This is a genomic window from Sphingomonas caseinilytica, assembly GCF_023516455.1.
Taxonomy (GTDB): domain Bacteria; phylum Pseudomonadota; class Alphaproteobacteria; order Sphingomonadales; family Sphingomonadaceae; genus Sphingomicrobium; species Sphingomicrobium caseinilyticum.
In genome coordinates this window covers 989,271-1,014,804 of record NZ_JAMGBA010000001.1, presented here as the reverse complement: position 1 = coordinate 1,014,804, position 25,534 = coordinate 989,271, and the positions used below count along the sequence as shown (strand labels likewise).

The 25,534-nt window shown below is 64.5% G+C and carries 20 protein-coding genes, 1 tRNA gene and 1 riboswitch; of the genes, 15 read left to right on the top strand and 6 right to left on the bottom strand.

Translation table 11 applies throughout. The features are described 5' to 3' along the window. Positions 1 to 2: 2 nt before the first annotated feature. Positions 3 to 3,191 (top strand): efflux RND transporter permease subunit, encoded by a 3,189-nt coding sequence (locus LZ496_RS05120; RefSeq protein WP_249903501.1) that lies wholly within the window; start codon positions 3 to 5, stop codon positions 3,189 to 3,191. Beyond that, positions 3,188 to 4,597, top strand: a complete 1,410-nt coding sequence (locus LZ496_RS05115) for an efflux transporter outer membrane subunit (protein ID WP_249903500.1) — start codon at positions 3,188 to 3,190, stop codon at positions 4,595 to 4,597. The genes LZ496_RS05120 and LZ496_RS05115 overlap by 4 nt, the downstream gene beginning before the upstream one ends. 8 nt (positions 4,598 to 4,605) lie before the next feature. On the opposite strand, the gene LZ496_RS05110 is transcribed toward LZ496_RS05115, so the two are convergent. The 4 genes from LZ496_RS05110 to LZ496_RS05095 form a co-directional block, all read right to left on the bottom strand. Next, positions 4,606 to 5,136, bottom strand: a complete 531-nt coding sequence (locus LZ496_RS05110) for a dihydrofolate reductase family protein (RefSeq protein WP_249903499.1) — start codon at positions 5,134 to 5,136, stop codon at positions 4,606 to 4,608. Between the two features lie 78 nt (positions 5,137 to 5,214). Next, entirely contained in the window at positions 5,215 to 5,502 is a 288-nt protein-coding gene (locus LZ496_RS05105) for a hypothetical protein (RefSeq protein WP_249903498.1), read from the bottom strand. A 60-nt stretch (positions 5,503 to 5,562) separates the two neighbouring features. Beyond that, positions 5,563 to 6,243, bottom strand: coding sequence for a hypothetical protein (locus LZ496_RS05100; protein WP_249903497.1), 681 nt, complete (start codon positions 6,241 to 6,243; stop codon positions 5,563 to 5,565). Positions 6,244 to 7,004: 761 nt separating this feature from the next. Further along, a tRNA-Cys gene (locus LZ496_RS05095) sits at positions 7,005 to 7,078 on the bottom strand. A 164-nt stretch (positions 7,079 to 7,242) separates the two neighbouring features. On the opposite strand from LZ496_RS05095, the gene LZ496_RS05090 reads away from it, so the two are divergent. From LZ496_RS05090 to LZ496_RS05065, 6 genes are all read left to right on the top strand, one after another. Further along, positions 7,243 to 7,875 carry a protein-L-isoaspartate O-methyltransferase family protein gene (locus LZ496_RS05090; RefSeq protein ID WP_249903496.1) on the top strand — a complete coding sequence of 211 codons (633 nt, stop codon included), beginning with the start codon at positions 7,243 to 7,245 and terminating at the stop codon, positions 7,873 to 7,875. A 23-nt stretch (positions 7,876 to 7,898) separates the two neighbouring features. Beyond that, a complete protein-coding gene (locus LZ496_RS05085) occupies positions 7,899 to 9,371 on the top strand; it encodes a TolC family outer membrane protein (protein ID WP_249903495.1) in 1,473 nt (490 codons plus the stop codon). Between the two features lie 37 nt (positions 9,372 to 9,408). Further along, complete coding sequence (locus LZ496_RS05080; RefSeq protein ID WP_249903494.1) at positions 9,409 to 9,798, top strand: DUF2497 domain-containing protein; 390 nt, start codon at positions 9,409 to 9,411, stop codon at positions 9,796 to 9,798. Positions 9,799 to 9,848: 50 nt separating this feature from the next. Next, positions 9,849 to 11,891, top strand: coding sequence for an alpha/beta hydrolase family protein (locus LZ496_RS05075; protein ID WP_249903493.1), 2,043 nt, complete (start codon positions 9,849 to 9,851; stop codon positions 11,889 to 11,891). Positions 11,892 to 12,000: 109 nt separating this feature from the next. Further along, positions 12,001 to 14,625: a valine--tRNA ligase gene (locus LZ496_RS05070; RefSeq protein WP_249903492.1), complete on the top strand. Its 2,625-nt coding sequence runs from the start codon at positions 12,001 to 12,003 to the stop codon at positions 14,623 to 14,625. A gap of 101 nt (positions 14,626 to 14,726) precedes the next feature. Beyond that, the gene (locus LZ496_RS05065) at positions 14,727 to 16,193 is read left to right on the top strand and encodes an MATE family efflux transporter (protein ID WP_249903491.1); all 1,467 of its coding nucleotides are present in this window, start codon (positions 14,727 to 14,729) and stop codon (positions 16,191 to 16,193) included. Here the strand turns inward: LZ496_RS05065 and LZ496_RS05060 are convergent. Beyond that, complete coding sequence (locus LZ496_RS05060) at positions 16,177 to 17,082, bottom strand: diacylglycerol/lipid kinase family protein (protein ID WP_249903870.1); 906 nt, start codon at positions 17,080 to 17,082, stop codon at positions 16,177 to 16,179. The genes LZ496_RS05065 and LZ496_RS05060 overlap by 17 nt on opposite strands. 77 nt (positions 17,083 to 17,159) lie before the next feature. After that, positions 17,160 to 17,278, top strand: a riboswitch (SAM riboswitch). A 79-nt stretch (positions 17,279 to 17,357) separates the two neighbouring features. Here LZ496_RS05060 and metX point away from each other — a divergent pair. The 7 genes from metX to LZ496_RS05025 all read left to right on the top strand — a co-directional run bounded on the left by metX (position 17,358) and on the right by LZ496_RS05025 (position 24,984). Then, positions 17,358 to 18,377, top strand: a complete 1,020-nt coding sequence (gene metX / locus LZ496_RS05055) for a homoserine O-succinyltransferase MetX (protein ID WP_249903490.1) — start codon at positions 17,358 to 17,360, stop codon at positions 18,375 to 18,377. Then, a complete protein-coding gene (metB, locus tag LZ496_RS05050; protein ID WP_249903489.1) occupies positions 18,374 to 19,549 on the top strand; it encodes a cystathionine gamma-synthase in 1,176 nt (391 codons plus the stop codon). Before metX ends, metB begins: the two co-directional genes overlap by 4 nt. Beyond that, a complete protein-coding gene (locus LZ496_RS05045; RefSeq protein WP_249903488.1) occupies positions 19,546 to 20,628 on the top strand; it encodes a homoserine dehydrogenase family protein in 1,083 nt (360 codons plus the stop codon). The genes metB and LZ496_RS05045 overlap by 4 nt, the downstream gene beginning before the upstream one ends. 97 nt (positions 20,629 to 20,725) lie before the next feature. Next, entirely contained in the window at positions 20,726 to 21,718 is a 993-nt protein-coding gene (hemB, locus tag LZ496_RS05040; protein ID WP_249903487.1) for a porphobilinogen synthase, read from the top strand. Further along, a complete protein-coding gene (locus LZ496_RS05035; protein ID WP_249903486.1) occupies positions 21,718 to 23,163 on the top strand; it encodes a pyridoxal phosphate-dependent decarboxylase family protein in 1,446 nt (481 codons plus the stop codon). The genes hemB and LZ496_RS05035 overlap by 1 nt, the downstream gene beginning before the upstream one ends. Next, positions 23,156 to 24,415 carry an APC family permease gene (locus tag LZ496_RS05030; RefSeq protein ID WP_249903485.1) on the top strand — a complete coding sequence of 420 codons (1,260 nt, stop codon included), beginning with the start codon at positions 23,156 to 23,158 and terminating at the stop codon, positions 24,413 to 24,415. Before LZ496_RS05035 ends, LZ496_RS05030 begins: the two co-directional genes overlap by 8 nt. Beyond that, positions 24,412 to 24,984 carry a GNAT family N-acetyltransferase gene (locus LZ496_RS05025; RefSeq protein WP_249903484.1) on the top strand — a complete coding sequence of 191 codons (573 nt, stop codon included), beginning with the start codon at positions 24,412 to 24,414 and terminating at the stop codon, positions 24,982 to 24,984. Before LZ496_RS05030 ends, LZ496_RS05025 begins: the two co-directional genes overlap by 4 nt. Here the strand turns inward: LZ496_RS05025 and LZ496_RS05020 are convergent. Further along, positions 24,981 to 25,481: a hypothetical protein gene (locus tag LZ496_RS05020; RefSeq protein ID WP_249903483.1), complete on the bottom strand. Its 501-nt coding sequence runs from the start codon at positions 25,479 to 25,481 to the stop codon at positions 24,981 to 24,983. The two genes, LZ496_RS05025 and LZ496_RS05020, sit on opposite strands and share 4 nt — an antisense overlap. Positions 25,482 to 25,534: the final 53 nt, after the last annotated feature.

Below are 25,534 nucleotides of genomic sequence, written 5' to 3'. Positions count from 1 at the left end.
CCATGTCACGCGTCTTCATCGATCGCCCGATTTTCGCATGGGTGATCGCCATATTGATCATGCTGCTCGGCCTCGGCGCCATCAACCGGCTGCCGATCGCCCAATATCCTGACGTTGCGCCTCCACAGGTCAATGTCCGCGCATCCTATCCGGGCGCCTCGGCCCAGACGTTGCAGGACAGCGTCACGCAGGTGCTGGAGCAGCAGCTGACCGGCCTCGACGGCCTTCTCTATTTCCAGTCCTCGTCGAGTTCGCGTGGGGCCGTCACGATCAACGTCACCTTCGAAAAGGGCACGGACCCCGATATCGCCCAGGTGCAGGTCCAGAATGCGGTGCAGGCCGCAATCTCGCGGCTTCCGCAACAGGTCCAGCAGCAGGGCGTCAGGGTTACAAAGTCATCGAACGACTTCCTTCTGATCATCGGCGTCTACGACGATAGCGGCAAGTCCACCGACATGGACGTGTCGGACTATCTGTCGAGCAACATGCAGGACGTGATCGCGCGGACGCAGGGCGTCGGCGACGTCAACGTGTTCGGCGCACCTTATGCGATGCGCATCTGGCTCGATCCGGCGAGGCTTCGCTCCTACTCGCTGATGCCGGCCGATGTGATCAGCGCCATTTCCGCGCAGAATGTCGAGGTCGCGGCGGGCGAGGTCGGCGGAACGCCTGCGTTACCCGGCCAGATGCTCAACGCCACCGTCACCGCATCCTCGCGGTTCCAGACGGTGGACGAATTCAAGAACATCATCGTCAAGGCGGAATCCAGCGGCGCCCGCGTGCGTCTCACCGATGTCGCGCGGGTCGAGCTTGGCGCGGAAAACTACAACTCCGACCGCCGGCTGAACGGCAAGCCGGGCGCCGGCATCGCCATCTTCCTGGCCCCCGGCGCCGACGCGCTTGAGACGGCCGACGTGGTCAAGGCGCGGGTCGAGCAATTGGCGAAGGCTTTCCCGGCCGGCTACAAATATGCCTACGCCTACGACACCACCGATTTCATCAAGCTGTCGATCGAAGAGGTGGTGATCACGCTGGTCGAAGCGATGATCCTGGTGATCATCGTCATGTTCGTCTTCCTGCAGAGCTGGCGAGCGACGCTGGTTCCCGCAATCGCCATTCCGGTCGTTCTGCTGGGCACCTTCGCGGTGCTCTACGCGCTCGATTTCTCGATCAATACGATGACCCTGTTCGGCCTGGTGCTGGCCGTCGGCCTGCTGGTTGACGACGCCATCGTGGTGGTCGAGAATGTCGAGCGCATCATGGAGGAAAATCCGGAGCTGACGCCCCGCGAAGCCACCATCATGTCGATGAGCCAGATCCAGATGGCGCTGGTCGCCATCGCACTCATCCTCTCGGCCGTGTTCCTGCCGATGGTCTTCTTCGGCGGGTCCACCGGCGTCATCTATCGCCAGTTCTCCGCCACCATTGTCTCGGCGATGGTCTTGTCGGTCTTCGTCGCGATGACGCTTAGCCCAGCGATCGCGTCCGGCGTTCTCAAGCGGACCCACGTCGACCCCAGGGACACGGCCCTCGGTCAGCGCTTCCCGCGCGTGGCCGGAATTCTTTCGAAGGGCCGCGACGGGTTCAACACGCGCTTCAATCGCCTGCGTGACTGGTATGTCGGGATCGTGACCTACGTCGTCGACCGCAAGTGGCGCTTCCTCGGCGGCTACGGACTCGTCTGTGTCGCCCTCGCGCTGATGTTCGTCCGGCTTCCGACCGGCTTCCTTCCCAGCGAGGACCAGGGCGCGATGCAGATCCAGTTCCGCCTTCCCGCCGGCGCCACGCTGGAACGCACCAAGGAGATGCAGCTCGCCGTCGAAAATTATGTGATGAACGGGCCGGACAAGGACAATTTCCGGGCCTATTTCATCGTCGCCGGCGGCGGCCAGGGCGCGACCGGCCAGAATGCCGGCCAGTCCTTCATCAACCTGTCGGACTTCGAAAATCGCCACGGCAAGGAGAATAGCGCCGACGCCATCGTCCAACGTGCCCGCAGCGCGTTCGGCCAGTATCGCGACGCCCAGGTCTTCGCCCTGATCCCGCCCGCGATCCGCGGCCTCGGCCAGTCTGGCGGCTTCAACATGCAGTTGCAGAACACCAGCGGAATGCCGCAACGGCAGTTCGAGGAAGCGCGCGACAAGCTTTTGGAAATGGCCCAGGCCGACAAGGAGCTGCAGCAGGTTCGCCTGTCCGAGCTTCCGGATGTGTCGACGCTAAAGGTCGACATCAATCAGGAGCGGATTTCCACGCTGGGCCTGACCACCGCCGACGTGAACAGCACCCTGTCCGCGGCCTGGGGCGGTCGATACGTCAACGACTTCATCGATCGCGGCCGGGTGAAGCGCGTCTATGTCCAGGGCGACGCGCAGTATCGGTCCAAGCCCGAAGACATCAACCAATGGTCTGTGCGCAACCGCAATGGGGAGATGGTCCCATTCTCCTCCTTCTCGCAAACCGGATGGTCGGTCGCGCCGGTCAGCCTTTCGCGCTTCATGGGCGTCCAGTCCTATGAGTTCCAGGGACAGCCGGCGCCGGGGAAGAGCAGCGGCGATTCGATGAACCGGATCGAGGAGCTGGCCTCGCAGATCCCGGGAGTAGGGGTTGCATGGTCGGGCCAATCCTATGAGGAGCGCTTGTCTTCCGGACAGGCGCCATTCCTCTACGCAATCTCGCTGCTGGTCGTGTTCCTCTGCCTTGCCGCGCTCTACGAAAGCTGGTCGGTGCCGCTCGCCGTCATCCTGGTCATTCCGCTCGGACTGGTGGGCGCGGTGTTCGCGGTGACCCTGCGCGGCCTTCAGAACGACGTCTACCTCCAGATCGGCCTGCTGACGACGATGGGCCTCGCCGCCAAGAACGCCATCCTGATGGTCGAGTTCGCCGAGCGCGCCGAGCGGCAGGGCAAGCGCGTCATCGAAGCAGCGCTGGAAGCAGCCCGCATCCGTTTGCGGCCGATCCTGATGACCAGCTTCGCCTTCATCTTCGGCGTGCTTCCGCTGGCCATTTCGACCGGCGCCGGCGCCAACAGCCGCATCGCCATCGGTACGTCGGTGATCGGCGGCATGCTGACCGCGACCATCCTCGCCATCTTCTACATCCCGTTGTTCTTCGTACTGGTGCGCCGGGGCGTTCGCGACGGCCTGACCTATCTCCGCGAGAAGCGGGCCAAGCGCGGCGAGGTGGCGGCATGAGGAAATTCGCGCCGCTGATCGCGCTGCTGCTCGCCGGCTGCATGACGATGGAGCCGGATTACGCCCGCCCGGACTCGGCAGTGCCACCGTCATGGCCGGCCGGCGACGCCTATCTCCGACAGAGCGAGGCGACCCTTCCGGCGGTCACCTATCAGGAAATCTTCCGCGACCCCCGGCTGCAAGGTCTGATCGCGCTTGGCCTCGCCAACAACCGCGACCTGATGGCGGCTGCGGGCAACATCGCCGCCGCCCGCGAGCAATATCGAATCCAGCGCGCGGAACTGTTCCCGCATGTCGATGCTGCCGGCACGGTCGCCGGTACCGAAGCGACCGGCGCAGGGGAGAGCGGCGCCGATATCGAGTATCGCGCCGGCCTTGCCGTCACCAGCTTCGAAGTCGACCTGTTCGGCCGCATCCGGTCGCTGACGAAGGCAGACCTCAACCGCTATTTCGCGACCGAAGCGGCGGGCCGGACTACGCGCCTCGCGCTGGTTGGCGACATCGCTACTGCCTGGCTGACCTACGGGGCCGACGCCAGCCTGCTCCAGATCGCCGAGGACACCGCCGCCAATGCGGAACGCAGCGTCCGGCTGACCCGCGCCCGGCTCGAAGGCGGCATCGCGCCGCGAACCGACCTGCGCCAGGCCGAGCAGATCCTTTTCGCCGCCCAGGCGCTGGTCGCACAGCAGCGCACGGCACTCGCGCAGGACGTGAACCTGCTGCAATTGCTGATCGGAACCCCGGTCGATCCGAAGCTGCTGCCCGCGTCGATCGAGCAGGCCGCTCCGACCGTCGCGCCGCTGCCGGAAGGCGTCAGCTCGCTTGTCCTTCTCCGCCGTCCCGACGTGATGGAGGCGGAATATCGCCTCCGCGCCGCCAATGCCGAAATCGGCGCAGCCCGCGCGGCCATGTTCCCGAGTATTTCGCTGACCGGGCTGCTCGGAATGGCCAGCAGTTCGCTTGGCGGGCTCCTATCGAACGGCCTCAACTGGAGCGCATCGGCGGCCGCTAACTATTCGATCTTCAATGCCGGTGCGAACCGCGCCAACGTCCGCCGGACCGAGGCCGAACGCGATGCGGCCATCGCCGTCTACCAAAAGGCGATCCAGACTGCCTTCCGGGAGGTCGGAGACGCCCTCGCCCGGCAGGGCACTGCCGGCGACGAACTTCGGGCACGCCAGGCGCAGCAGGATTCGGCGGCGGACAATTACAAGCTGGCCGACGCCCGCTACCGCGAGGGCATCGACAACTTCCTAGCGACGCTGGACGCGCAGCGGACCTATTATTCGGCGCAGCAAAGCCTGGTCCTGATGCGCCTCGAGGCCGCGACGAATCTCGTTGACCTCTATCGCGCGCTGGGCGGGGATTCGCTCTACCCGCCGGAGCCTCAAACCGCTTCGCGCTAGGCCGCCATTCAGGCTGGAACGTAAGTCAGGCGGATCACATCTTCGTCGATCCGCTCGGTAGCGGTAAGCCGGAGCCTCGGCCTGGGACCAATGAAGAATGGACTGCCTTCGCCCAGGACGACCGGATGCAGGTAGATCCGATATTCGTCGATCAGCCCCAGCTCACCCAGGCTCTTCGCCAGGACCGGTCCGCCAACCTGGATTTCCCCTTCGACGTCGGCCTTCAACCTGCGGATCGCAGCTTCGAAATCTTCACCGATTAGCGCCGCGTTGGGGCCGACTGAGGTCAGCGAGTTCGACACGACCCACTTCTTCTGGCGCCGCCACCCTACCGCATATTCACGCCTGTCCGCGTCCCATTCGGGATGGTCCTCGTCCCAATAGCGCATCAATTCGTAGAGGCCCCGACCGTAAATGCTCCCAACCTGCTCGTGAGCCTGCTCGACGAAGTGACGGAACAGCGTCGGTCCCGGCCCGAAAGCCATATGGTCGACATAGCCGTCCAGCGACTGGTTCATTCCAAAGACGAGCTTCGCCATGCCGGGAAATCTCCGCTCAGGGGTCGCCAGACTAGCTGCAATTCCCGCGACACGGCAATGCGAAGCGGTGAGGGACGATCACTCTCCGTCGGGTGTCAGTGCCATGACGTCGATCAAGCGGCCCTTCGTGTCGAAGCGGCACTTGAACTTCTTGATCCCCTCCGAACCCTTGTCGACGGTGCCGCTTACCGAGGTCGTTCCCTTGGCACCCTTCACGAGCTTGCCGGTCGTCACATACATCGGCCGGGTTTCATACTGCGCCGAGACTTCGCCACGGCAATAAGCCTTGCGATTGCCGGGGGCGATGGGCTCGCTCGGCGTGGTGGAGGCCATCAATGCGGCCATCGGGATCAGAAGAATTGCCATCTCACTTGTTCAAACGAATTTCGGGCCGAGGTCCATCGGGGATGTTCCTGAAATGAGGAGTTACAGTGGCTCCCCGCCCACCAGCCAGCCAACCGCAAGCATGAAGGCAAGGGCCGCCGCATAGGCCGTTATTGCGTTCCCGATACCGCGTAACACGCCAACGCCCAGCACTTTGCGGAACCACATCGTTTCCACCGCGATAAAGCCCAATCCGCTTAGGCCGAATAGCGTGAGCGCCGCCAAGTCCGCCAAAATGATCGGCACCTGCGTCAGGGTCGCGGCAATGCTGACGATCAATGCGAAGGGTGCGTTCGCATAGCATTGGGCAAAGAAGGCCGGCTCAAGCGATTGACGGGTGAGCGTAGCCCGCTGCTTGCGCAGCGTGTGCGTGGCGAAGATCAACGGGAATGATGCAAAGGCGACCAGCCTGAGCAGGATGAGGCTCGTATCGTCGCTGATCAGGCTGGCAACGCCGCGCTTGTCCGCGACGATCGTGCTTTCACCGATCAGCGCCAACTCAATTCCGTGCGCGACCAGGACGGTCAGCATCAGCAGGATCGGCGGACTGAGCGCCTCGTCGAATTGCTGCTCGTCCGGCTTCGTCAGCTCGCTCGTCGCATAGTCCATCATGGCGAGCGGATGGCGCGCCGCTCGCCAAAGCGTCACCGGATAGAAAACCAGCCACGAAACAACTTCGTACAAAAGGTCGTCGAGCGACTTCAGGAACTGGAAGAAGTTCATCGGGGTGGGCTTAGCATCTCAATATTTGCCAGGCGACGCTAGGTACCGCCCGATTTTCGATGGTCTTTAAGCGGTCAACCATGGGCCGGATTGCCATGCCAACCGGGTGAAGTTGGTCCGATATGGTTTCGTGATCCACCCGCCGGAAACAAGTCGGGACAATATGTGTGGCCCTCTTTGATTGGAGGGTCGAATGAAGAAATTTATCAGAACCGCCGTTGCAACTGCTCTCATATTGGCGCCCGCGAGTGCCCATGCGATGCCCGAGCAGGTGCCGTCGAAATGGACTTCGCTGATGCAACGGACTTGGGCGATCGTTGCCGCCCATCGACCCTGCAGCAATAATATCTTCCGCGTTTGCGACGGACATCTCTAACCCCATCAAGAGGAATGCGGCGCAGTAGCGCGACGTCCGCTTTCTGGTCATTGCGGTCATAACCGAATTCGCTGTCCTACAGCATGTCAGTCATGCCAATGCCGCCGCATTCCTTGAACTTGAATTGGTAGGTAGCCTTAAAAGGTGCGCCCATAGACGGGACCAGAAAAACTAATCCACTACTGTGAACATTCGTGAAGATTCGCGAGCCTTGCGACCCATGATGCTATGGCGCTTCCGCGAATTGGCACGGAAATTGCGACATGAAGGCCATGTATTTGGCCACTAGCCTTCATTGGCAGTTCAAGCTGATTGAATATGCCGTCCGCATTCGGACAGCGCTGTCCGGAAACGGACAGGATAAGCGTGAAAACGGGGGAAAAGTTGGAGGCCCGAGCCGGAATCGAACCGGCGTGCACGGATTTGCAGTCCGCTGCGTCACCACTCCGCCATCGGGCCCCGCGGTGGAGGCCTTTGGCGGTTCCCCACGTCGCTTGTCAACCGGACGATTCGACAAACGGGGGCAGGCGCTGCCTTGGCGGAGGCGGTCCCAGCGGATAAGGGACCACTTGAAGCGCCACTGTGTTAGTGGCATATAACAGTTCGTTACGAACGAGGTATTGATGCAGGACTTCAGCCTGGCCCGCCGGACAATGGTCGACAACCAGCTCCGCCCGCAAGGCGTCACCGACCGCGGCGTGCTTGCCGCAATGGGCAAGATCGAGCGGGAACGGTTCGTGCCGGAATCGGCGCGCGCACTCGCTTATTTCGACCGCTCGGTTCGGATCGGCCATGGCCGCTACCTGATGCCGCCAGCCGCGCTCGGCCGGTTGCTGACAGAGGCCCAGCCACGGGCAGGCGAGCGTGCACTCGTGATCGGATCGGGATCGGGCTATTCGGCGGCCGTCCTTCGCGAGGCAGGCCTCGAGGTAGTCGCCCTGGAATCGGACCAGGCCCTGGCAAACCAGGCGGACTCGGTTGGGGTGGAAACTGTGGTAGGATCGCTCCAGGATGGTTGGAACAAGGGGGCACCCTATGATCTTATCCTGCTGGAAGGCGCGGTCGAGGAAGTCCCGGCTGGCCTTGCCAATCAGCTTGCGCCCGGCGGCCGCATCGCCGGAGCGATCGTTGACCGGGGCGTTGCCCGCCTGTCGGTCGGCACTTATGCTGGCGGCTCGGTCGGATGGCGAAGCCTCGCCGATTCCGATGTCGAGACGCTTCCCGGATTTGAACGGCCGCGGGCCTTCACCTTCTGAATTTTGAGCGGAGAGCTTTGCCTGTGACCCGTAACATTGCCTTTGCAACGCTTATCGCCGCGCTCGCGACCGGCTCCGCGTCGGCCGACACGCTTCGTGAGGCGCTGGTTTCGACCTACCGCGCCAACCCAACCTTGATGGCCCAGCGCGAAAATCTGAAGGCGACCGACGCTGGTGTGGCGATCTCGCGCTCCGCTGGCCGGCCAACCGTAACCGGCACCGTCGGCATTACCCGCGACGTGACGCGCAGCGGTCGCTTCGACGTCGGCACCGGCAAGGGGCCCTACATGAACGCGGGCGTCGATGTCGGCATGCCGCTGTTTCAGGGCGGCACCGTCAAGAATGACATCAAGGCATCGAAGACCCGCGTCGAGGCGGGCCGGGCCAATTTGCGCGCCGTCGAAGGTGACGTGTTCACCGAGGCGGTCGCAGCCTACATGGACGTGATCCGCGACCGCGCGACCGTCGAGCTCAACAACAACAACGTCAAGGTTCTGGAAACCAACCTGCAGGCAACGCAGGACAGGTTTGAAATCGGCGACGTCACCCGCACCGACGTTGCCCAGTCGGAAGCGCGTCTGGCATTGGCCCGTTCGCGCTACACGCTGGCGCAGGGCCGGCTGATCGGTAGCGAACAAAATTACCGTCGCGTGATCGGCGAGCAGCCCGACCAGCTCCAGCCGCCGCCGCCGCTTCCGCCTTTTCCGGCAACCGCGGATGAGGCAGTGCGCGTCGCTCTGATCGACAATCCCGACCTCATCGCCATCACTCGCCAGGCTGAAGCCGCGGGTTTTGACGTGAAGTCGGTTCGCGGGACGCGCCTCCCGACCGTATCAGCCGTCGCGTCCGGCGACTGGTTCGATGCCACCGGCGATGATCTGGGGCTACAGTCCGGAACCGCAACCAGCGTCGGGGTGAACGCACGCGTTCCCTTCTACCAGGGCGGCCTGCCGTCGGCCCGTATCCGCCGGGCCCAGGCTCTTGAAGGACAAGCGCTGGAGCAGCGCGTCGGCACCGAACGCTTCGTGGTTGCCACCACCCGGTCGGCCTTCGCCGACTATCAGTCAGCGATTGACGCGATCAAATCGAATGACGTCGCGGTCAAGGCGAACGAACTGGCGCTTGAAGGCGTCCGCGCCGAGAACAGCGTCGGCACCCGCACTATCCTCGACGTGCTGGATGCCGAACAGGAACTGCTGAACTCGCAGGTGCTGCTGGTGACGGCGCGCCGCGACGCCTATGTCGCCGGCTTCCAGCTATTGAATGCGATGGGCCAGGCCGAGGCGCAGGACCTCGGGCTCGATGGCGGTGCGCTCTACGATCCGCTCGGCAATTATCGCCATGTCGCGGGAGACTGGAACGACTGGTCGAGCGATCCTCGCCATAATCCGGTTTCCACCAGCACCATCACGCCGGCGGAAACGCCGCCGGGGGTGCTTCCGGCATCACAAGGCGTAATTCCACCGTCTCAAGGCGTGACTCCGGCTTCCCGATAAGTAAAAGGGGGCAATGGCAGCAGCCCGGGAACCCTCAATGGAAGACATCCTCGCGTCGATCAAACGTGTGATCGCGGAGGAAAAGGAGATTCGCGCCGCGGCCCCGCCTCCGGAAATGGAAGGCGATGGGGAAGAGGACGACGTGCTCGAGCTCGACCAGAGCATGGAAGCCGTGACCGTTCCGCCGGTCGATCTTGGCCCGCCCTTGATGGAAGACGACGTCGCCGACGAAAGCCGTCAGCGCCTGGAAGCGCTGGCTGCCCTCGCTGCGTCCGCGCCTCCGGTACCGCAGGCCAATCCGCTGGAGGAAATGGTTCGCGAGATGCTCCGCCCGATCCTCAAGCAATGGCTTGACGATCATCTGCCGGGCATCGTCGACGAACATGTGAAGCGCGAGATCCACCGCATCACGGGCCGCCCGCTCTAAACGGTTGTTGATCGTTAATTGACGGGCGGTTAGGCCTGCCGGCCATGCTCATGCGCCTCACCCTAGCCGCCACCGTCGCGGCCGCCGCCCTTGTCTCAACGCCAGCCGTCGCCCGGCCGATGACCGCGACCGACATGCACATGATGCGCCGCCTCGGCTCGCACAGCGTGTCGCCGGACGGGCGCCATGCCATCTTCACCCTGTCGACGACGGATCTGGCCGCGAACAAGCGCAACAACTTCACGCACATCCTCGACCTAAAGGCCAAGGGCGCAGCACCGCAGCCGCTCGCCGGTCTTACCACCGGAGCGCATGACGCGGTGTTCGGGAACGACGGCGCGGTCTGGTACCTGGCGCCGGTCGACGGGCAGGACCAGCTGTTCAAGATGACGGTCGGCGGCCAGCCTGCACAGCTGTCCAGCTTCAAGGGCGACATTTCCGGCTTCAAGGTCAGCTCCGACGGAAGCCGTGTCATCCTGTGGGCCGATCGCGACCTTCGCTGCACCGACTTCACTTGCGCCGGCGTGACGGCTAGCAAGAAGACCGGTTCGGGTCGTGCCTACGACCAGCTGTTCGTCCGTCACTGGGATACATGGGCCGAACCGGGCGTCCGCAGCCGCATCTTCTCTTTCCCGATCCAGGGCGGCCAGGTGACCGGACCTGGGGTACCGGTGACGGGCGCATTGGTCGGCGACACGCCGTCGAAGCCGTTCGGCGGCGGCGAGGAAGTCGACATCTCGGCCGACGGGCGCACCGTCTATTTCGCCCTTCGCGAAGCCGGCCGGATCGAAGCCAAGTCGACCAATCTCGACATCTTCTCGGTGCCTGCCGATGGCTCGGCGCAGCCGACCAACCTCACCGCCGACAATGACGGGACGGACAATCTTCCCACCTTGTCGCCTGACGGAAGCAAGCTCGCCTATTTCAGCATGGCCCGCGCCACTTACGAAGCCGATCGCCAGGTACTGCAGGTCCGCGATCTCGCCACCGGCCAGGTCCGTGCCGTCACCGCCAACTGGGACCGCTCGGTCGGCTCCATCGCATGGTCGAAGGACGGCAAGTCGATCATCGTCGACGCGCAGGATACGCTGGAAACCCCGCTCTTCCGCGTCGATGTCGCAAGCGGCCGAGTAACGAAGCTGACCACCGAAGGCGCGGCGCATGCCGCGGTTCCGCTGGCCGACGGGTCGGTCCTTTACGCCATGAACAGCATCAAGGCGCCGGATGACCTTTATCGCGTCGATGCGAAGGGCAAGGTCGTCCGGCTGACCGACGTCAACCGCGACCTGCTGGCCGAACTGGATCCGGTCAGCTTCGAGAAGTTCAGCTTCACCGGCGCCAACAACGACAAGGTCTGGGGTTTCAAGCTGAAGCCGGCGGCCGCCACCGCCAAGCTTCCGATCGCCTTCGTCGTCCATGGCGGACCGCAGGGCAGCTTCAACAACGCCTGGTCCTATCGCTGGAACTCGCGCCTCTTCTCGGCGCCCGGCTATGCGGTCGTCAGCGTCGATTTCCATGGAAGCACCGGCTACGGCCAGGCCTTCACCGACGCGATCCAGAACAATTGGGGCGGCTGGCCGCTGGAAGACCTGCAAAAGGGTCTCGCTTACGCGACCGCCAATGACGCCTTTCTCGATGCCGACAATGCCTGCGCCCTCGGCGCCAGCTATGGCGGTTACATGATGAATTGGATCGCCGGCCAGTGGCCCGACCGGTTCAAATGCCTCGTCCAGCACGACGGCGTGTTCGACGCCCGCGCCATGGCTTACGAAACCGAAGAGCTGTGGTTCGACGAGTGGGAGCATGGCGGCAAGGCCTATTTCGAGGACCCTGCCGCGTTCGAGCGCTGGAACCCGGTGAATCATGTCGCCAAGTGGAAGACGCCGATGCTGGTCATCACCGGCGAAAAGGACTTCCGCATCCCTTATACGCAGGGGATCGCCAGCTTCACCGCCCTGCAGCGCCGCGACATCCCGTCGAAGCTGCTGGTCTTCCCGGACGAGAACCACTGGGTGCTGAAGCCGAACAACTCGATCCAATGGTATGGCGAGGTGTTCGACTGGCTCGGGACCTATTTGCGGAACACCAATTAGAGTTGCCCCAGCGAAGGCTGGGGCCCATGTCTCCGAGGACCTGGATCCCAGCCTTCGCTAGGATGACGGTTGGGTTGTGCGGTGCACCAGAGGGCGCTAACCGCCGCCAATGACCGAACTTGCCAAGACGTTCGAACCGGGCCCGATCGAGACCCGCTGGTATGCCCATTGGGAAGGGCAGGGGCTGTTCCGCCCGGATCGCCCGAATGCCGAGCCCTATACGATCGTCATGCCGCCGCCGAACGTCACGGGTTCGCTGCACATCGGCCACGCGCTCGACGACACGCTGCAGGACATCCTCATTCGCCATGCGCGGATGCAGGGCAAGGACAGCTTGTGGGTCGTCGGCATGGACCATGCCGGCATCGCCACGCAGATGGTGGTGGAGCGCAATCTCGGCTCGCAGGGCATCAACCGCGCCGAAATCGGCCGCGACGCCTTTATCGAGCATGTCTGGGAGTGGAAGTCCCAGTCCGGCGGCCAGATCACCAAGCAGCTCCGCCGCCTCGGCGCCAGCTGCGACTGGTCCAACGAGCGCTTCACGATGGACGAAGGCTTCTCGGCCGCGGTCATCAAGGTGTTCGTCGAGCTCTACAAGCGCGGCCGCATCTATCGCGACAAGCGCCTGGTGAACTGGGATCCGAAATTCCAGACCGCGATCAGCGATCTCGAAGTCGAAACCCGCGAGGTGCAGGGCAAGTTCTGGCACCTCAAATATCCGCTGGCTGACGGATCCGGCGCGATCCACGTCGCCACGACCCGTCCGGAAACCATGCTCGCCGACATGGCCGTCGCGGTTCACCCGGATGACGAGCGCTATGCCGCGATCGTCGGCAAGCAGATCAAGCATCCACTCACGGGACGCCTGATCCCGATCATCACCGACGAGCATGCCGATCCGGAGCTCGGCTCGGGCGCGGTGAAGATCACGCCGGGGCACGACTTCAACGATTATGAGGTGGGCAAGCGCGCGGGCTTCAAGCCGGGCGAAATGCTCAACATGCTCGACGGCTCGGCGCACATCACGCAGACGCAGGACGGGCTGGTTCCCGCCGAGCTGATCGGAATGGACCGTTTCGATGTGCGCAAGCGCGTAGTCGAGCTGCTGGAGGCCGAAGGCGCGCTGGAGAAGGTCGAGGACCGCACGATCGCTACTCCTTACGGCGACCGTTCGGGCGTCGTAATCGAGCCTTGGCTGACAGACCAATGGTACGTTGACGTCGCACCGCTTGCCGAGCGGGTGATGAAGGCGACGCGCAGCGGCGAGATCAAGATCGTGCCCGAAACCTGGTCGAAGACCTGGTTCAACTGGCTCGAAGGCATCCAGCCCTGGTGCGTTTCGCGTCAGCTGTGGTGGGGCCACCGCATTCCTGCCTGGTTCGATGCCGACGGCAATATTTTCGTCGCGGAAACAATTGCCGAAGCTCAACAGCAGGCCGGCGAAGGCGTGGAGCTGCGCCAGGACGAGGATGTTCTCGATACCTGGTTCTCCTCGGCTCTGTGGCCATTCGCTACGCTCGGCTGGCCCGAGCAGACCCATGACCTGAAGCGCCATTACCCCAATGACGTGCTCATCTCCGGCTTCGACATCCTGTTCTTTTGGGATGCACGGATGGCGATGCAGGGGCTGGAATTCCTCGACGAGGTGCCGTGGCGCACCCTCTATCTCCACGGCCTGGTCCGCGATGCGCACGGCCAGAAAATGTCCAAGTCGAAGGGGAATACGGTCGACCCGCTAGTCCTCATCGACAAATATGGTGCCGATGCGATGCGCTTCACCTTGGCAGCGATGGAAAGCCAGGGCCGGGACATCAAGCTCGATGAGAAGCGGGTCGAAGGCTATCGCAACTTCGCGACCAAGCTATGGAACGCGGCGCGCTTCCTGCAGGGCAACGGCATCGGCGCTTCGCAAAGCATCGCGGCCCCGGAGGCCAGCCTGCCGGTCAACCGCTGGATCATCGGCGAGGTGATCGCCACGCTTGGCCGCCTCAACAAGGCATTCGACGAGCTCCGCTTCGACGACATGGCTGACGCCATCTACCACTTCACCTGGGGCACTTTCTGCGACTGGTATGTCGAGCTGGTGAAGGGCGCGTTCGACGACGAAACCCGCGCCGTCGCCGCCTGGGCATTTGACCAGATCCTGGTCATGCTCCACCCCTTCATGCCGTTCGTCACCGAAGAGCTGTGGCACAGCATGGGCGACCGTCCCTACGAGCTTATCGTCGCCAAATGGCCGGAACCGGAAGCGCAGCGCGATCCGAATGCGGCACGCGACATCGGCGGCCTAGTCGAAGTGATCGACCAGGTCCGCGCGATGCGGGCAGAGCTCAATATTCCGTGGAGCGCAACCCTGGCGCCGAACGTCATCGGCGGCGACGTGGCGATGCTGGAGCGGCTCACCAAGAATGCCGCAACGCTTGCGCGCATGGCTAAGGTCGGCGTGCCGGTTGCAGCCGATGCGGTACTGCCGGGCTCAGCGCAAATCGTCGTTGGCGGCGTGACGCTCGCTTTCCCGCTCGAGGGCGCAATCGATCTCGATGCCGAACGCGCGCGCCTCGCCAAGGCGATCGCGGCGGCAGAGAAGGAGCGTGACAGCCTCGGCGGCCGACTCTCCAATCCTGCCTTCACCGAGCGGGCCAAGCCGGAGGCCGTGGAAAAGGCACGTGCCGACCATGATGCAAAGTCCGGTGAAGCCGAACGCCTTCGTGCTGCGTTGGAGCGACTTGGCTAACCCCAGAACGTCATGCCAGCGCAGGCTGGCATCCATATCGGTGGGTTTGCGCGAACTCGGATGGCATAGACCCCAGCCTTCGCTGGGGTGACGGAGAAGGAATGGCAGACGCAGGTGCGAAATCCGCCGGGCGAGGCGACCTGACCCACGGTAGCATCGGCCCGACCCTGCTGCGATTCGCGCTTCCGACGCTCGCATCCTCGATCCTCCAGTCGCTCAACGGCACGATCAATGCCATCTGGGTCGGTCAATTCCTCGGCGAGGACGCGCTGGCCGCGACTTCCAATGCCAATATAGTGATGTTCCTGCTGACGGCCTTCGTGTTCGGCTTCGGCATGGCCTCGACGATCCTGATCGGCCAGTCCTGGGGCCGGCGCGACCTGGACGGCGCTCGCCGCATATTCGGGACGGCGGGCGGCGCATTCCTATTCGTCACCATCCTGATCGCGGCCGCCGGATATGGCTGGTCCGGCAGCATCCTTGCCTTGCTCGGTACGCCGGCGGGCGCCGCGCCGCTGGCGCTCGATTATCTGCAGGTCATCTTCCTCGCCATGCCGGCACTGCTGCTGCTGACACTGCTGATGATGGCGCTGCGCGGTTCGGGCGACAGCATGAGCCCGCTGTGGTTCATGATCGTCGCCGTGGTACTCGATAGCGGGCTCAACCCGGTCTTCATCCTCGGGTTGGGACCCGCCCCGGAAATGGGCATCGCAGGTTCGGCGACGGCGACGTTGATCGCGAACTACACGGCGCTGATCGGCATGATCATTTATCTCTACCTGAAAGACCTGCCGCTGCGTCTTCGCGGCAAGGAGCTTCGCTACCTGCTGCCGTCGGGCGAGATATTGAAGACGATCGTCGCCAAGGGCCTGCCGATGGGCATCCAGATGATCGTCATTTCGCTAAGTGCGCTGGCCCTGATCGGCTTCGTCAATCGCGAGGGCGTCGACACCGCCGCGGCATTCGGTGTCGCGATGCAGCTTTGGACCTATGTCCAGATGCCGGCGATGGCGCTGGGTGCGGCGGTCAGCGCCATGGCTGCGCAGAATATCGGTGCGAACAAATGGGATCGGGTCGGCCAGATTACCCGGTCGGGCGTGATCTACACTGTGGCGATCACAGCGGTGCTGATCGTCGTGCTGACACTTTCCGACAATGCGGTGCTGGGCCTGTTCATGGGCAGCGACAGCCCAGCCCTTCCGATCGCGCGCCACATCCACATGCTGGCGACCTGGAATTTCCTGCTGTTCGGCGTGACCATGGTGCTGTTCGGGACGGTCCGGGCCAACGGAGCGGTATGGGGACCGCTTGCGATCCTGTGCGTCGGGCTGGTGCCGATACGCTTCGGCTTCATCTTCGCCGGCTATCCGGCACTGGATGCCGACGCGATCTGGCTCAGTTTCCCGGTCAGCTCGGCAGTCAACTTGCTGCTGGCCGCGGCCTTCTACGCCCATGGCGGCTGGCGAAAGGCGCATATGCGGGTAGAGGATCGGCCGAGCGAGGAGGAGTGCGTCGAGGAGGCCCACACGACCCGCGAGCCCGGCGGCGCCCTCAGCCCTGCGGGCTGATTTCCCTCGGCGCGGCCACCTCGATCGCACCTTTGGCGCATTCGACCGACACGGGCGTCTTGGCGCTGATCTCCCCGTCGATGCTGATCTTCTGATGCGGCTTTGAATCGAGGATCATCTGGCGGCCGCGCCATTCGGTCACGGTCTGTGCCCGCCGCCGTAGTCGGAACAGGGTTGCGAACCAGCTCCACGCGAGCCTGAGCAAACTCGTGCCCGTCACCGCCTGGATGATCATCTCACCGCTATCGAGACTGGCTTCCTCGATCAGAAGTACGCCGCCCTGGTGGCTTCCGTTGGCAATGCGCGCCTCGGTCGCCCAGACCCTCTCGATCGTCCCGTCTTCAAGCGTGACGCGAAGCCGGAAGGGCCGGAACTGGAACGCCACCCGGATGGCCCAGATGATGTAGCCGAAGATCCCGAGGTAGCGTTTGAGTCCGGCGGGAACCGTGTCGGCGATCAGCGGGCTCATGCCCAGCGCGGCGACATTGGCGAAATAGTCGCCGTTGATCATTCCAAGATCGATCCGCTTCCGTCGGCCATAGGCGATGACGTCGATCGCGCCTTCGATGTCGAGCGGAAGGCCGAGCGACCGGGCAAAACTGTTTGCCGTTCCGACCGGCAACACGGCGAATATCGTATCCTTCCCGACGAAATGGTCGACGACGGTCGACAATGTCCCGTCGCCGCCGCCGACGATGACCATCGGTGCCCGAGAGATGGCGGCCTTGACGACGGGCTCCATCACTTTTGGGTCATGGACGACATGCGCATCGATCAGCTCGAGTCCGGCGGCGGCGAGCTTTTCGCGCGCTTGCTCGAACAGCGCCTCGCCTTGTCGGCTTCCGGCGTTGACGATCAGCATTGCCCGTTTCGGAAGCGCATCGGCCATGATGGGACAATGCGTGGCGTCGAAAAGCTTTCCCGCCGGCGGATTGACAGTGTGTCGGTCTGCCGTCATTTGGCAATCATCCATCGAGACCGACTGAGGGACAGGCCCGAAGACGTCGGGGCAACCGGGAAGGAGCGAAAGCTTCTCCAAAGGTGCCAAGTCCTGCGGGGACCTGAGGTCCACCGGCAGATGGTTGAGGGTCACCCCACGGGGTGGCGCCTTAAGCAGTCTGTCACCCCGCATGCCTCGTTGGGAGGAATTTGACGGGGTAGACGATGATCATAGCCGACCGATGTAGAGACGCAGCCGACGCTTCGACTGCCGAATTGTCTGCGCTTGCGCCCTGTGGCCGCGCGCGCCGCGGTGATTTCGACCTGACCCTGCCGTTGACCCATGGTGGTACCGCCACCGTCCGGCTTCGCTATGAGATCGTAGGACCGGAAAATGCGCCGGTGCTTCTCGCGGCGGGAGGCATTTCCGCCGGCCGCCACGTCATCGCCAGCAGCGGCTTTCCGGAAGCCGGATGGTGGCAATCGCAGGCCGGCAGTTTCCGGCTTCCCGATTTTCGCCTGCTCTCCATTGACTGGATAGGAGCCGACGGGCTTGTCGACCGGCCGATCGACCCCGCCGACCAGGCCGAAGCCATTGCCCGGTTGCTGGACTATCGCGGCATCGATTCGATCGCGGGCTTCATCGGCGCTTCCTATGGCGCGATGGTCGGAATGCATTTCGCCGCCCGCTATCCCGAGCGCTGCTGTGCTTTGCTCGCCATCAGCGCAGCGGCTTCGGCCCATCCGTTCGCCAGTGCCTGCCGGGCGCTGCAACGCCAGGCGCTGACCTTGGGCGAAGCACATGGCGACCCCAAATCCGGTGTCGCTCTGGCTCGTGCCCTGGCGATCCTGACTTATCGTACGCGGCAGGAATTTGCGGAGCGCTTTGCCGAAGCGCCCTCAGTCCAAGGCGACCGACTGCGCGTTCCGGCCGAGGATTATCTCGATTTCCAGGGCGCCAGGCACTGCGAGCGAATGTGCGCGGTCGCCTACCGGCGCCTATCGGAATCGATCGATCTGCATCGGATCGACCCGGCCGGGATCGGCGTGCCGCTGACCTTGGTGGCTGTCGACCAGGACGGCCTGGTTCCGGGCGAGGACATCCGCTCGCTCGCCGACCAGGTCGCCGGCAGCAGCTTCCACCTCATCCATTCCCGCTACGGCCATGACGCCTTCCTCAAGGAAGACGCCGAGGTCGGCGCGATCATCGCCACTTTTTTGAATTCCCTGGAGCTTTCGAAATGACCCAATCTCTCGCAACCCGCGCGGTCCGCGCCGGGATCGATACCGACCCCACCCATGGCGCCGTAGCGCCGCCACTCTACCTGTCGGCCAATTTCAACTTCGACGGCTTCGACGGGAAAAGGCGTTACGACTATACCCGCAGCGGAAATCCCACCCGAGATCAGCTGGGCGAGGCGCTTGCTTCGCTAGAGGGCGGCGCAGGCGGCGTCGTCACGGCCACCGGCATGGGCGCCATCACCTTGGTCCTTCATGCCTTGCTGGAACCGGGCGATCGCCTGCTGGTCCCGCACGACTGCTACGGCGGAAGCTGGCGGCTGTTCAACGCGCTGGCGGCCAAGGGCGCATTCGAGCTCGACAGCTGCGATTTCACCGATCCCGATGCGCTGGCAGCGGCGATCGACAAGAGGCCCTCGCTGGTCTGGATCGAAACGCCGTCCAACCCGCTGCTCCGCATCACCGATGTGAAGGCAGTGGCCGAAGCGGCCCATGGAGTCGGTGCGCTGGTCGCGGCGGACAACACTTTCCTGTCGCCAGCGCTGCAGCGGCCGATCGAGCATGGGGCCGACATCGTCGTCCATTCCACCACCAAATATATCAACGGCCACAGCGACGTCGTCGGCGGCGCCGCGATCGCCCGCGATCCTGCCTTGCAGGAACAGCTCGCCTGGTGGGCCAATGCCCTTGGGCTGACCGGCTCGCCGTTCGACAGCTACCTTACCCTGCGTGGACTTCGCACGCTCGATGCGCGGCTCCGGATTCAGCAGGCCAATTGCGCGGCTCTCGCCGAGCTGCTGGCGGCCGATCCGGCGGTGGCGGCGGTCCATTATCCGGGCCTCACCAGCCATCCCGGCCATTCCATCGCTGCTCGCCAGCAAGACGGGTTCGGGGCGATGCTTTCGTTCGAGCTTCGCGGTGGCGAGGCAGGAGCGCGCGCCTTCGCCGAAGGGCTGACCTGCTTCTCACTGGCCGAATCGCTTGGCGGGGTCGAAAGCCTGGTTGCTCACCCCGCAACGATGACCCACGCTGCCATGAGCGAGGAGGCACGTACTCGCGCCGGTATCACGCCGGGATTGCTTCGCCTTTCGGTCGGGATCGAGAGCCTCGACGACCTCGCCGCCGACATTCGCACCGGTCTCGTCCGCGCCGCACAAATCGTGGAGCAGTGTAAATGAGCGGGCCCGTTGCGAAAGTAGCCCTGCTTGGAAGCGGGACGGTGGGGCTCGCGGTGCTTCGCCGTCTCGCCGAATGGCAGGAATCTCCGCGCGGCCAGCAGCTTCGGCTGGTCTATGCCGCCAACACCCGGCTGGCGCTCCGCGACGCGGCCGGCCTCGATCCGCTCGACTGCGCAAACCGCCTTCCCAATGCCCCGCGCAACGGCGCCGCGATCCAGTCGGACCCGCTTGCGGCGCTTGGAAAGGATGGAATCCGTATCCTGATCGATGCCACCGCCGACGCTGCCACCGCTTCACGCCATGCGGCCTGTCTATCGGCCGGAGTGCATGTTGCGACTGCCTGCAAGCTCGCTGCGGGAACGTCGCTCGACCAGTGGCAGGCGATCGACGACGCCTGCAAGCGGACGAGCACCGGCTTCGGCGACCGCGCGACAGTTGGAGCCGGCCTTCCGCTGCTCCGCTCGATCCGCGAGCTACGAGCAGGCGGTGACCATATTCACGCCATCTCCGGCGTGATGTCCGGCTCGCTCGCCTGGCTGTTCCACCATTTCGACGGCAGCAGGCCTTTTTCCGAACTGGTTCGTGAGGCGCGCGACAAGGGCTTCACCGAGCCCGATCCTCGCGAAGATCTCTCGGGCGAAGACGTGCGCCGCAAGATACTGATCCTCGCCCGTTCTGCTGGCTTCGCGATCGAAAGCGATCAGGTCGAGGTTCGGTCTTTGGTCCCGGCGGAGCTCGCCCGCCTCTCACCCGGAGAGGTGGATGCCAGCCTGCACCTGCTCGACGCGCCGCTTGCGTCGCTGCTCGCCTCGGCCCGCGCCGAGGGATGCAGCCTGCGCTTCGTGGCGCGGCTGAAGGAGGGCAAGGCGCGCGTCGGCCTGGAAAAGCTTTGCCCGCTCGATGCGCTTCACGGGGGCGGCGGGACGGACAATCGCGTCGCCATCTGGTCGGATCGCTATCGTGACCAGCCGCTGGTGATCCAGGGACCGGGCGCAGGCGCCGAAGTGACCGCGGCGGCACTGCTCGACGATGTGCTGCATTTGCGGGCGATGGCGATCGGAAGACCATTGGCCGCGTGAACTCAGCTTAACATCCGTCATCCGCGAAAGCGGGGACCCAGCGCAACAAGGAAGAATCTGGGTTCCCGCTTTCGCGGGAATGACGATATGGGACAGTATGTCCCAAGCTTCCTTCCCTGCGATGCGCATGCGCCGCGGCCGCAGCGCCCCATGGATCCGCGACATGCTGGCGGAGCATCGCCTGCATCCGAGCGATCTCATCTGGCCGCTCTTCATCTGCGAGGGTGAGGGGCAGGAGGAGCCGATCGCGACCCTTCCTGGTGTCAGCCGCTGGTCGGTCGACCGGCTGGCGGACAAGGCCCGGGAGGCCCGCGACCTTGGCATTCCCTGCATCGCCCTGTTTCCCAACACGCCGGCGGACCTGCGCAGCGAGGATGCTCGGGAAGCGCTCAACCCCGACAATCTCATCTGCCGCGCGATAAGGGCGATCAAGGACAAGGTGCCGGAGGTCGGCGTTATGACCGACGTCGCGCTCGATCCCTATACGGCCCACGGCCATGACGGCCTGACCGACGAACGCGGCAACGTCATGAATGACAGGACTGTCGCGGTCCTGGTGCAGCAGGCGATGGTGCAAGCCAAGGCGGGGGCCGACATCGTCGCCCCGTCCGACATGATGGACGGCCGGATCGGCGCGATCCGCCAGGGGCTGGAGACGGCCGACTGCCCGGACGTCGCGATCATGGCCTATGCCGCCAAATATGCCTCCGCCTTCTACGGCCCGTTCCGCGACGCCGTCGGTTCGCGCGGTCTGCTGAAGGGAGACAAGCGCGGCTATCAGATGGACCCGGCCAACGGCGCGGAAGCGCTGCGCGAAGTCGCGTTGGACCTCGCCGAAGGTGCCGACATGGTGATGGTGAAGCCTGGCCTTCCCTATCTCGACGTGGTGGCGCGGGTGAAGGACGCGTTCGGCGTTCCGACCTTCGCCTATCAGGTGTCCGGCGAGTATGCGATGATCGAGGCCGCCGCCGCCGCCGGCGCCGGGGAGCGCGACGCGCTGGTCCTGGAAACGCTAATGGCATTCAAGCGGGCAGGCGCGACCGGCGTCCTCACCTATCACGCTCCGCTCGCCGCCCGACTGATCGGCTAGTGAACGTCGAGCAGCTAAGGGCCGAACTCGAGGCCCTCAAGACAGAAATGCGTCCGCTCGAGCCTGATGAAGGCGAGCGTCGCGTCCTGGGCGACAAGGTGCTCGGCCATGCGCTCGGCTATCTGGAGTCCATCCCCGACGCGCCGACCAACAACGAATGGGAAGGCGTTTTCGCGCAGCGGCTCGACCCGGAATTTACGGAAGAGGGGCGCGATCCAGATGCGCTGCTCTCCTACTTCGGCCAATGCGTAAATGAGCCCGGCTTCACCACCACCTCGCCGCGGTTCATGGCCTATATCCCCGGCGGGGGACTGTTCCACTCGGCGCTCGGCGATTTCCTCGCCGCCGTCTCCAACAAATATTCGGGCTTCGCGTCGGCAAGCCCCGGGGCAGTCAGGCTGGAAAATGCCTGCACCGCCTGGCTCGGCGAAGTCATCGGCTATCCCAAGACCAACGCTGGCACGCTGACCTCCGGCGGCAGCATCGCCAACCTGACCGCGATCGTTGCCGCGCGGGAAGCACGCGATCCGGATGGCGGCGGCGCGGTCTACACGACCCGCTTCGCTCATTATTGCGTCGACAAGGCGCTGCACATCGCCGGACGCGGCCGCGCGCCCAAGCGGCTGATCGACACCGACGATCGCTGCCGAATGTCGGTCGCCGCGCTGGAAGCGGCGATCGAGCGGGACATCGCCGACGGCATCCGCCCATGGTTGGTCATTGCCTCCGCGGGGACCATCGACACTGGGTCGGTCGATCCGCTCCCGGCCATTGCCGAAGTTTGTCGCAGGCATGACGTCTGGTTTCATGTCGATGGGGCTTACGGCGGCCTCTTCGCCCTGTGCGAAGAAGGACGCGAAAAAGTCCGTGGCATCGAGCTAGCCGACAGCGTGGCGCTCGACCCGCACAAGACATTGTTCCTGCCCTACGGCACTGGCGCCGCGCTGGTGCGCGATGGCGACCAGCTTCGAAAGGCGTTCAGCGCCTCTGCAGAGTACATCCGGCCGCTGGGCGAAAGCGAAGTCGGGCCGTCGCCCGCGGACCTGTCGCCAGAGCTGACGCGTCACTTCCGCGCGCTTCGGCTGTGGCTTCCCTTGCAGATGGCCGGCGTCGCCGCCTTCCGTGCCGCACAGCGGGAAAAGCTGCTCCTCGCGCAATATTTCCATGCGCTTCTGTCGCAACTGCCGGATTTCGATGCCGGCCCGCCGCCGGACCTGTCGGTCGTCGCCTTTCGCTACGCTCCGGACGGCATGGATTGTGATGCCGCCAGTGAACGATTGCTTCAGATTTTGCAGCAAGAAGGGCGAGTGATGCTGAGCGGTACCCGGATCGACGGAAAATATTTCATTCGCTGCGCGATCCTGTCGTTCCGCAGCCACGCCGAACATGTCGATGAGGCCATTGGCGCCATCGCGCGCGCTGCCGATGCGGTGAAGCATGGCTGAACCTGCAGACGAGCAACCCGGCACCCGCCGCGACGTCGGCATCTGGGGCGCGGCCTTCCTCGCGCTGAACGGCATGATCGGCGCTGCCATCTTTGGCCTGCCCGGAAAATTGGATGCGGCGGTCGGCAGCTTTGCGCCGTGGCTGCTGCTGATCGCGGGGCTCGGCGTCATGCTGATCGCCCTTTGCTACGCCGATCTGGCCGCCCGGTTCGATTCCTCGGGCGGACCGCAGCTTTATGCCAGCGCGGCGTTCGGACCCTTCATCGGCTTTCAGGCCGGCTGGATGCTCTACGCGGCCCGCGCGGCGGCGTTGGCGGCCAACGCCCATGTCCTCTCCGCCTATGCCGGCGCGCTGTGGCCGCCGCTGGACGGTCCTGTGACGATCATCGTCACCATTGCCGCCATCACGCTGGTCAACGTCGTCGGCATCCGCCGTGCGGTCGATACGCTGGGCGCCATGACCATGATCAAGGTCGCCCCGCTGGTGCTCATCGGCGCGCTCGGGCTGGTGCTGGCCCCGATTCCGACCCCAGTCCTTCCGGAATTCAGCGCTGTCGAAAGCGTGTCGCTGGTCGCGCTCTATGCCTTCGTCGGGTTCGAGGCGGCTACGATCCCCGCCGGCGAAACGCGCGATCCGAAGCGCGCCATTCCCCGGGCTTTGCTCCTGACGGTAGCGGGCGTCACCTTGCTCTACGTCGTCGTGCAGCTCGCCTATTCCGCGTCCGGCATCGGCGAAAGCGACGCGCCGCTAGCGGATCTCGCGGCCCAGTCGCTCGGTCCGGCTGGAGCCCTGTTGCTGGGCATCACCGCGATCGTCTCGGTGCTCGCCAATCAGCTGAGCGCCGTTACCTCCATATCGCGCATCACCTCCAGCCTTTCCGACCAGCATTTGCTGCCAAGCTGGTTCGGCAAGATCTCGCCGCGATTTTCGACGCCGGCCAATTCGATCGTCACCGTCGGCGGCCTCGGCCTTGCGCTCGCTCTTTCGGGCACCTTCGTCACCCTTGCCGTGATCAGCACCGTGTCGCGGCTGTTCGCCTATCTCGCCTGCATCGCGGCCATTCCGCGCCTCGACGCTAAGGAGCGCAACCTGCGGCCGATTGGCGGCATCCTGCTGCCCCTCGCATCAGCTGCCTTGTGCCTGTGGGCCGCATCGCAATCGCGCGTCGACGAATGGAAAGCCTTCATCGCCTTCCTGCTTGCCGGCAGCCTGCTGTACCTCTTGGCGCGGTTGGGCCGGGGGCGGTCATGACCAGGATCGCCGTCGAAACCGATCGCCTGGTCCTGCGCGAATGGGGCGAGGGGGACAGTGACCGGTTCTACGAGGCGATGAATACGCCCGCCGTCATGCGCCATCTCGGCGGCGTGCAAGGCCGGGAGGTGTGGGATGCCGCCAAGGCCCGCCTCGACGGCTATCAGCGCGATTTCGGCCACACATTCTGGATCGTCGAACGGAAAGGCGATGGAGAGTTGCTCGGCTTCTGCGGGCTGAAGCGCGTCAATGCCGAAGGAACTTCGCTCACCGGCCAGTTCGAAGTCGGCTGGCGCCTACGCGAAAGCGCCTGGGGGCAAGGCTATGCGAAGGAAGCGGCAATCGCCTCGCTCGACCTCGCCTTCGACCGTTTCGGTGCGCCCTATGTCGTCGCGCTGACCATCGGACCCAACGAGGAAAGCCAGGGCCTGATGAAGCGTCTCGGCATGGTGAGGCGGCAGGACCTCGACTTCGACGATCCGAGGTGGGGGCCGGCGATGAACCCCACGATCGTCTATTCGATCGAAGCGGCCGAGTGGCCCGCCGCGCGGCAAAGGGCCGTGGGCTAGCGCGCCAGTCGGCTGGTAAGCCGCTGGATCGCTTCGGTCTGCGCATTATTGATCGACCCGACTTCCGCCGCTGCTGCTGCAATCGCTTCCCGGTCCGACGGGCGGATCCAATGCTGCCCCTCCAGCCGGTTTGCGGCCAGCGCGTCGATGTCGCCGGCGGCGCGGGTCGTCACCCCATGCCGTTCGACCAACCGCGACAGCGCCTGCTGCGCCGCGATCCAGCTTTCGCTCGCCATCGGCCCGGCAGAGGCGGCCAGTCGGCTTGCTTCGCTTTCCTGCGCATTGAATGCCGGTGCCGCGGCTCGCGCGGTTTCGACCAAGGCGTTCAGCCGCGCGGCAAGCTCCGCATTTACCGTTCCGGTGGGAACCGGGTCCGGGATCGGCAGGCGCGGATCGATCGATTCCGCCGCGCGCGGGGCAAGGCTGGGCTCCTTCGTCATCGGGGACGAGCAACCTGCGGCGAGCAAGATCGATACCAGTACGACGCGGTTTCGCATGCCTTCTATCTAGGGGTGGCTGCCCGGCGAAGCAATGTCGGCGTTTGGGGGTT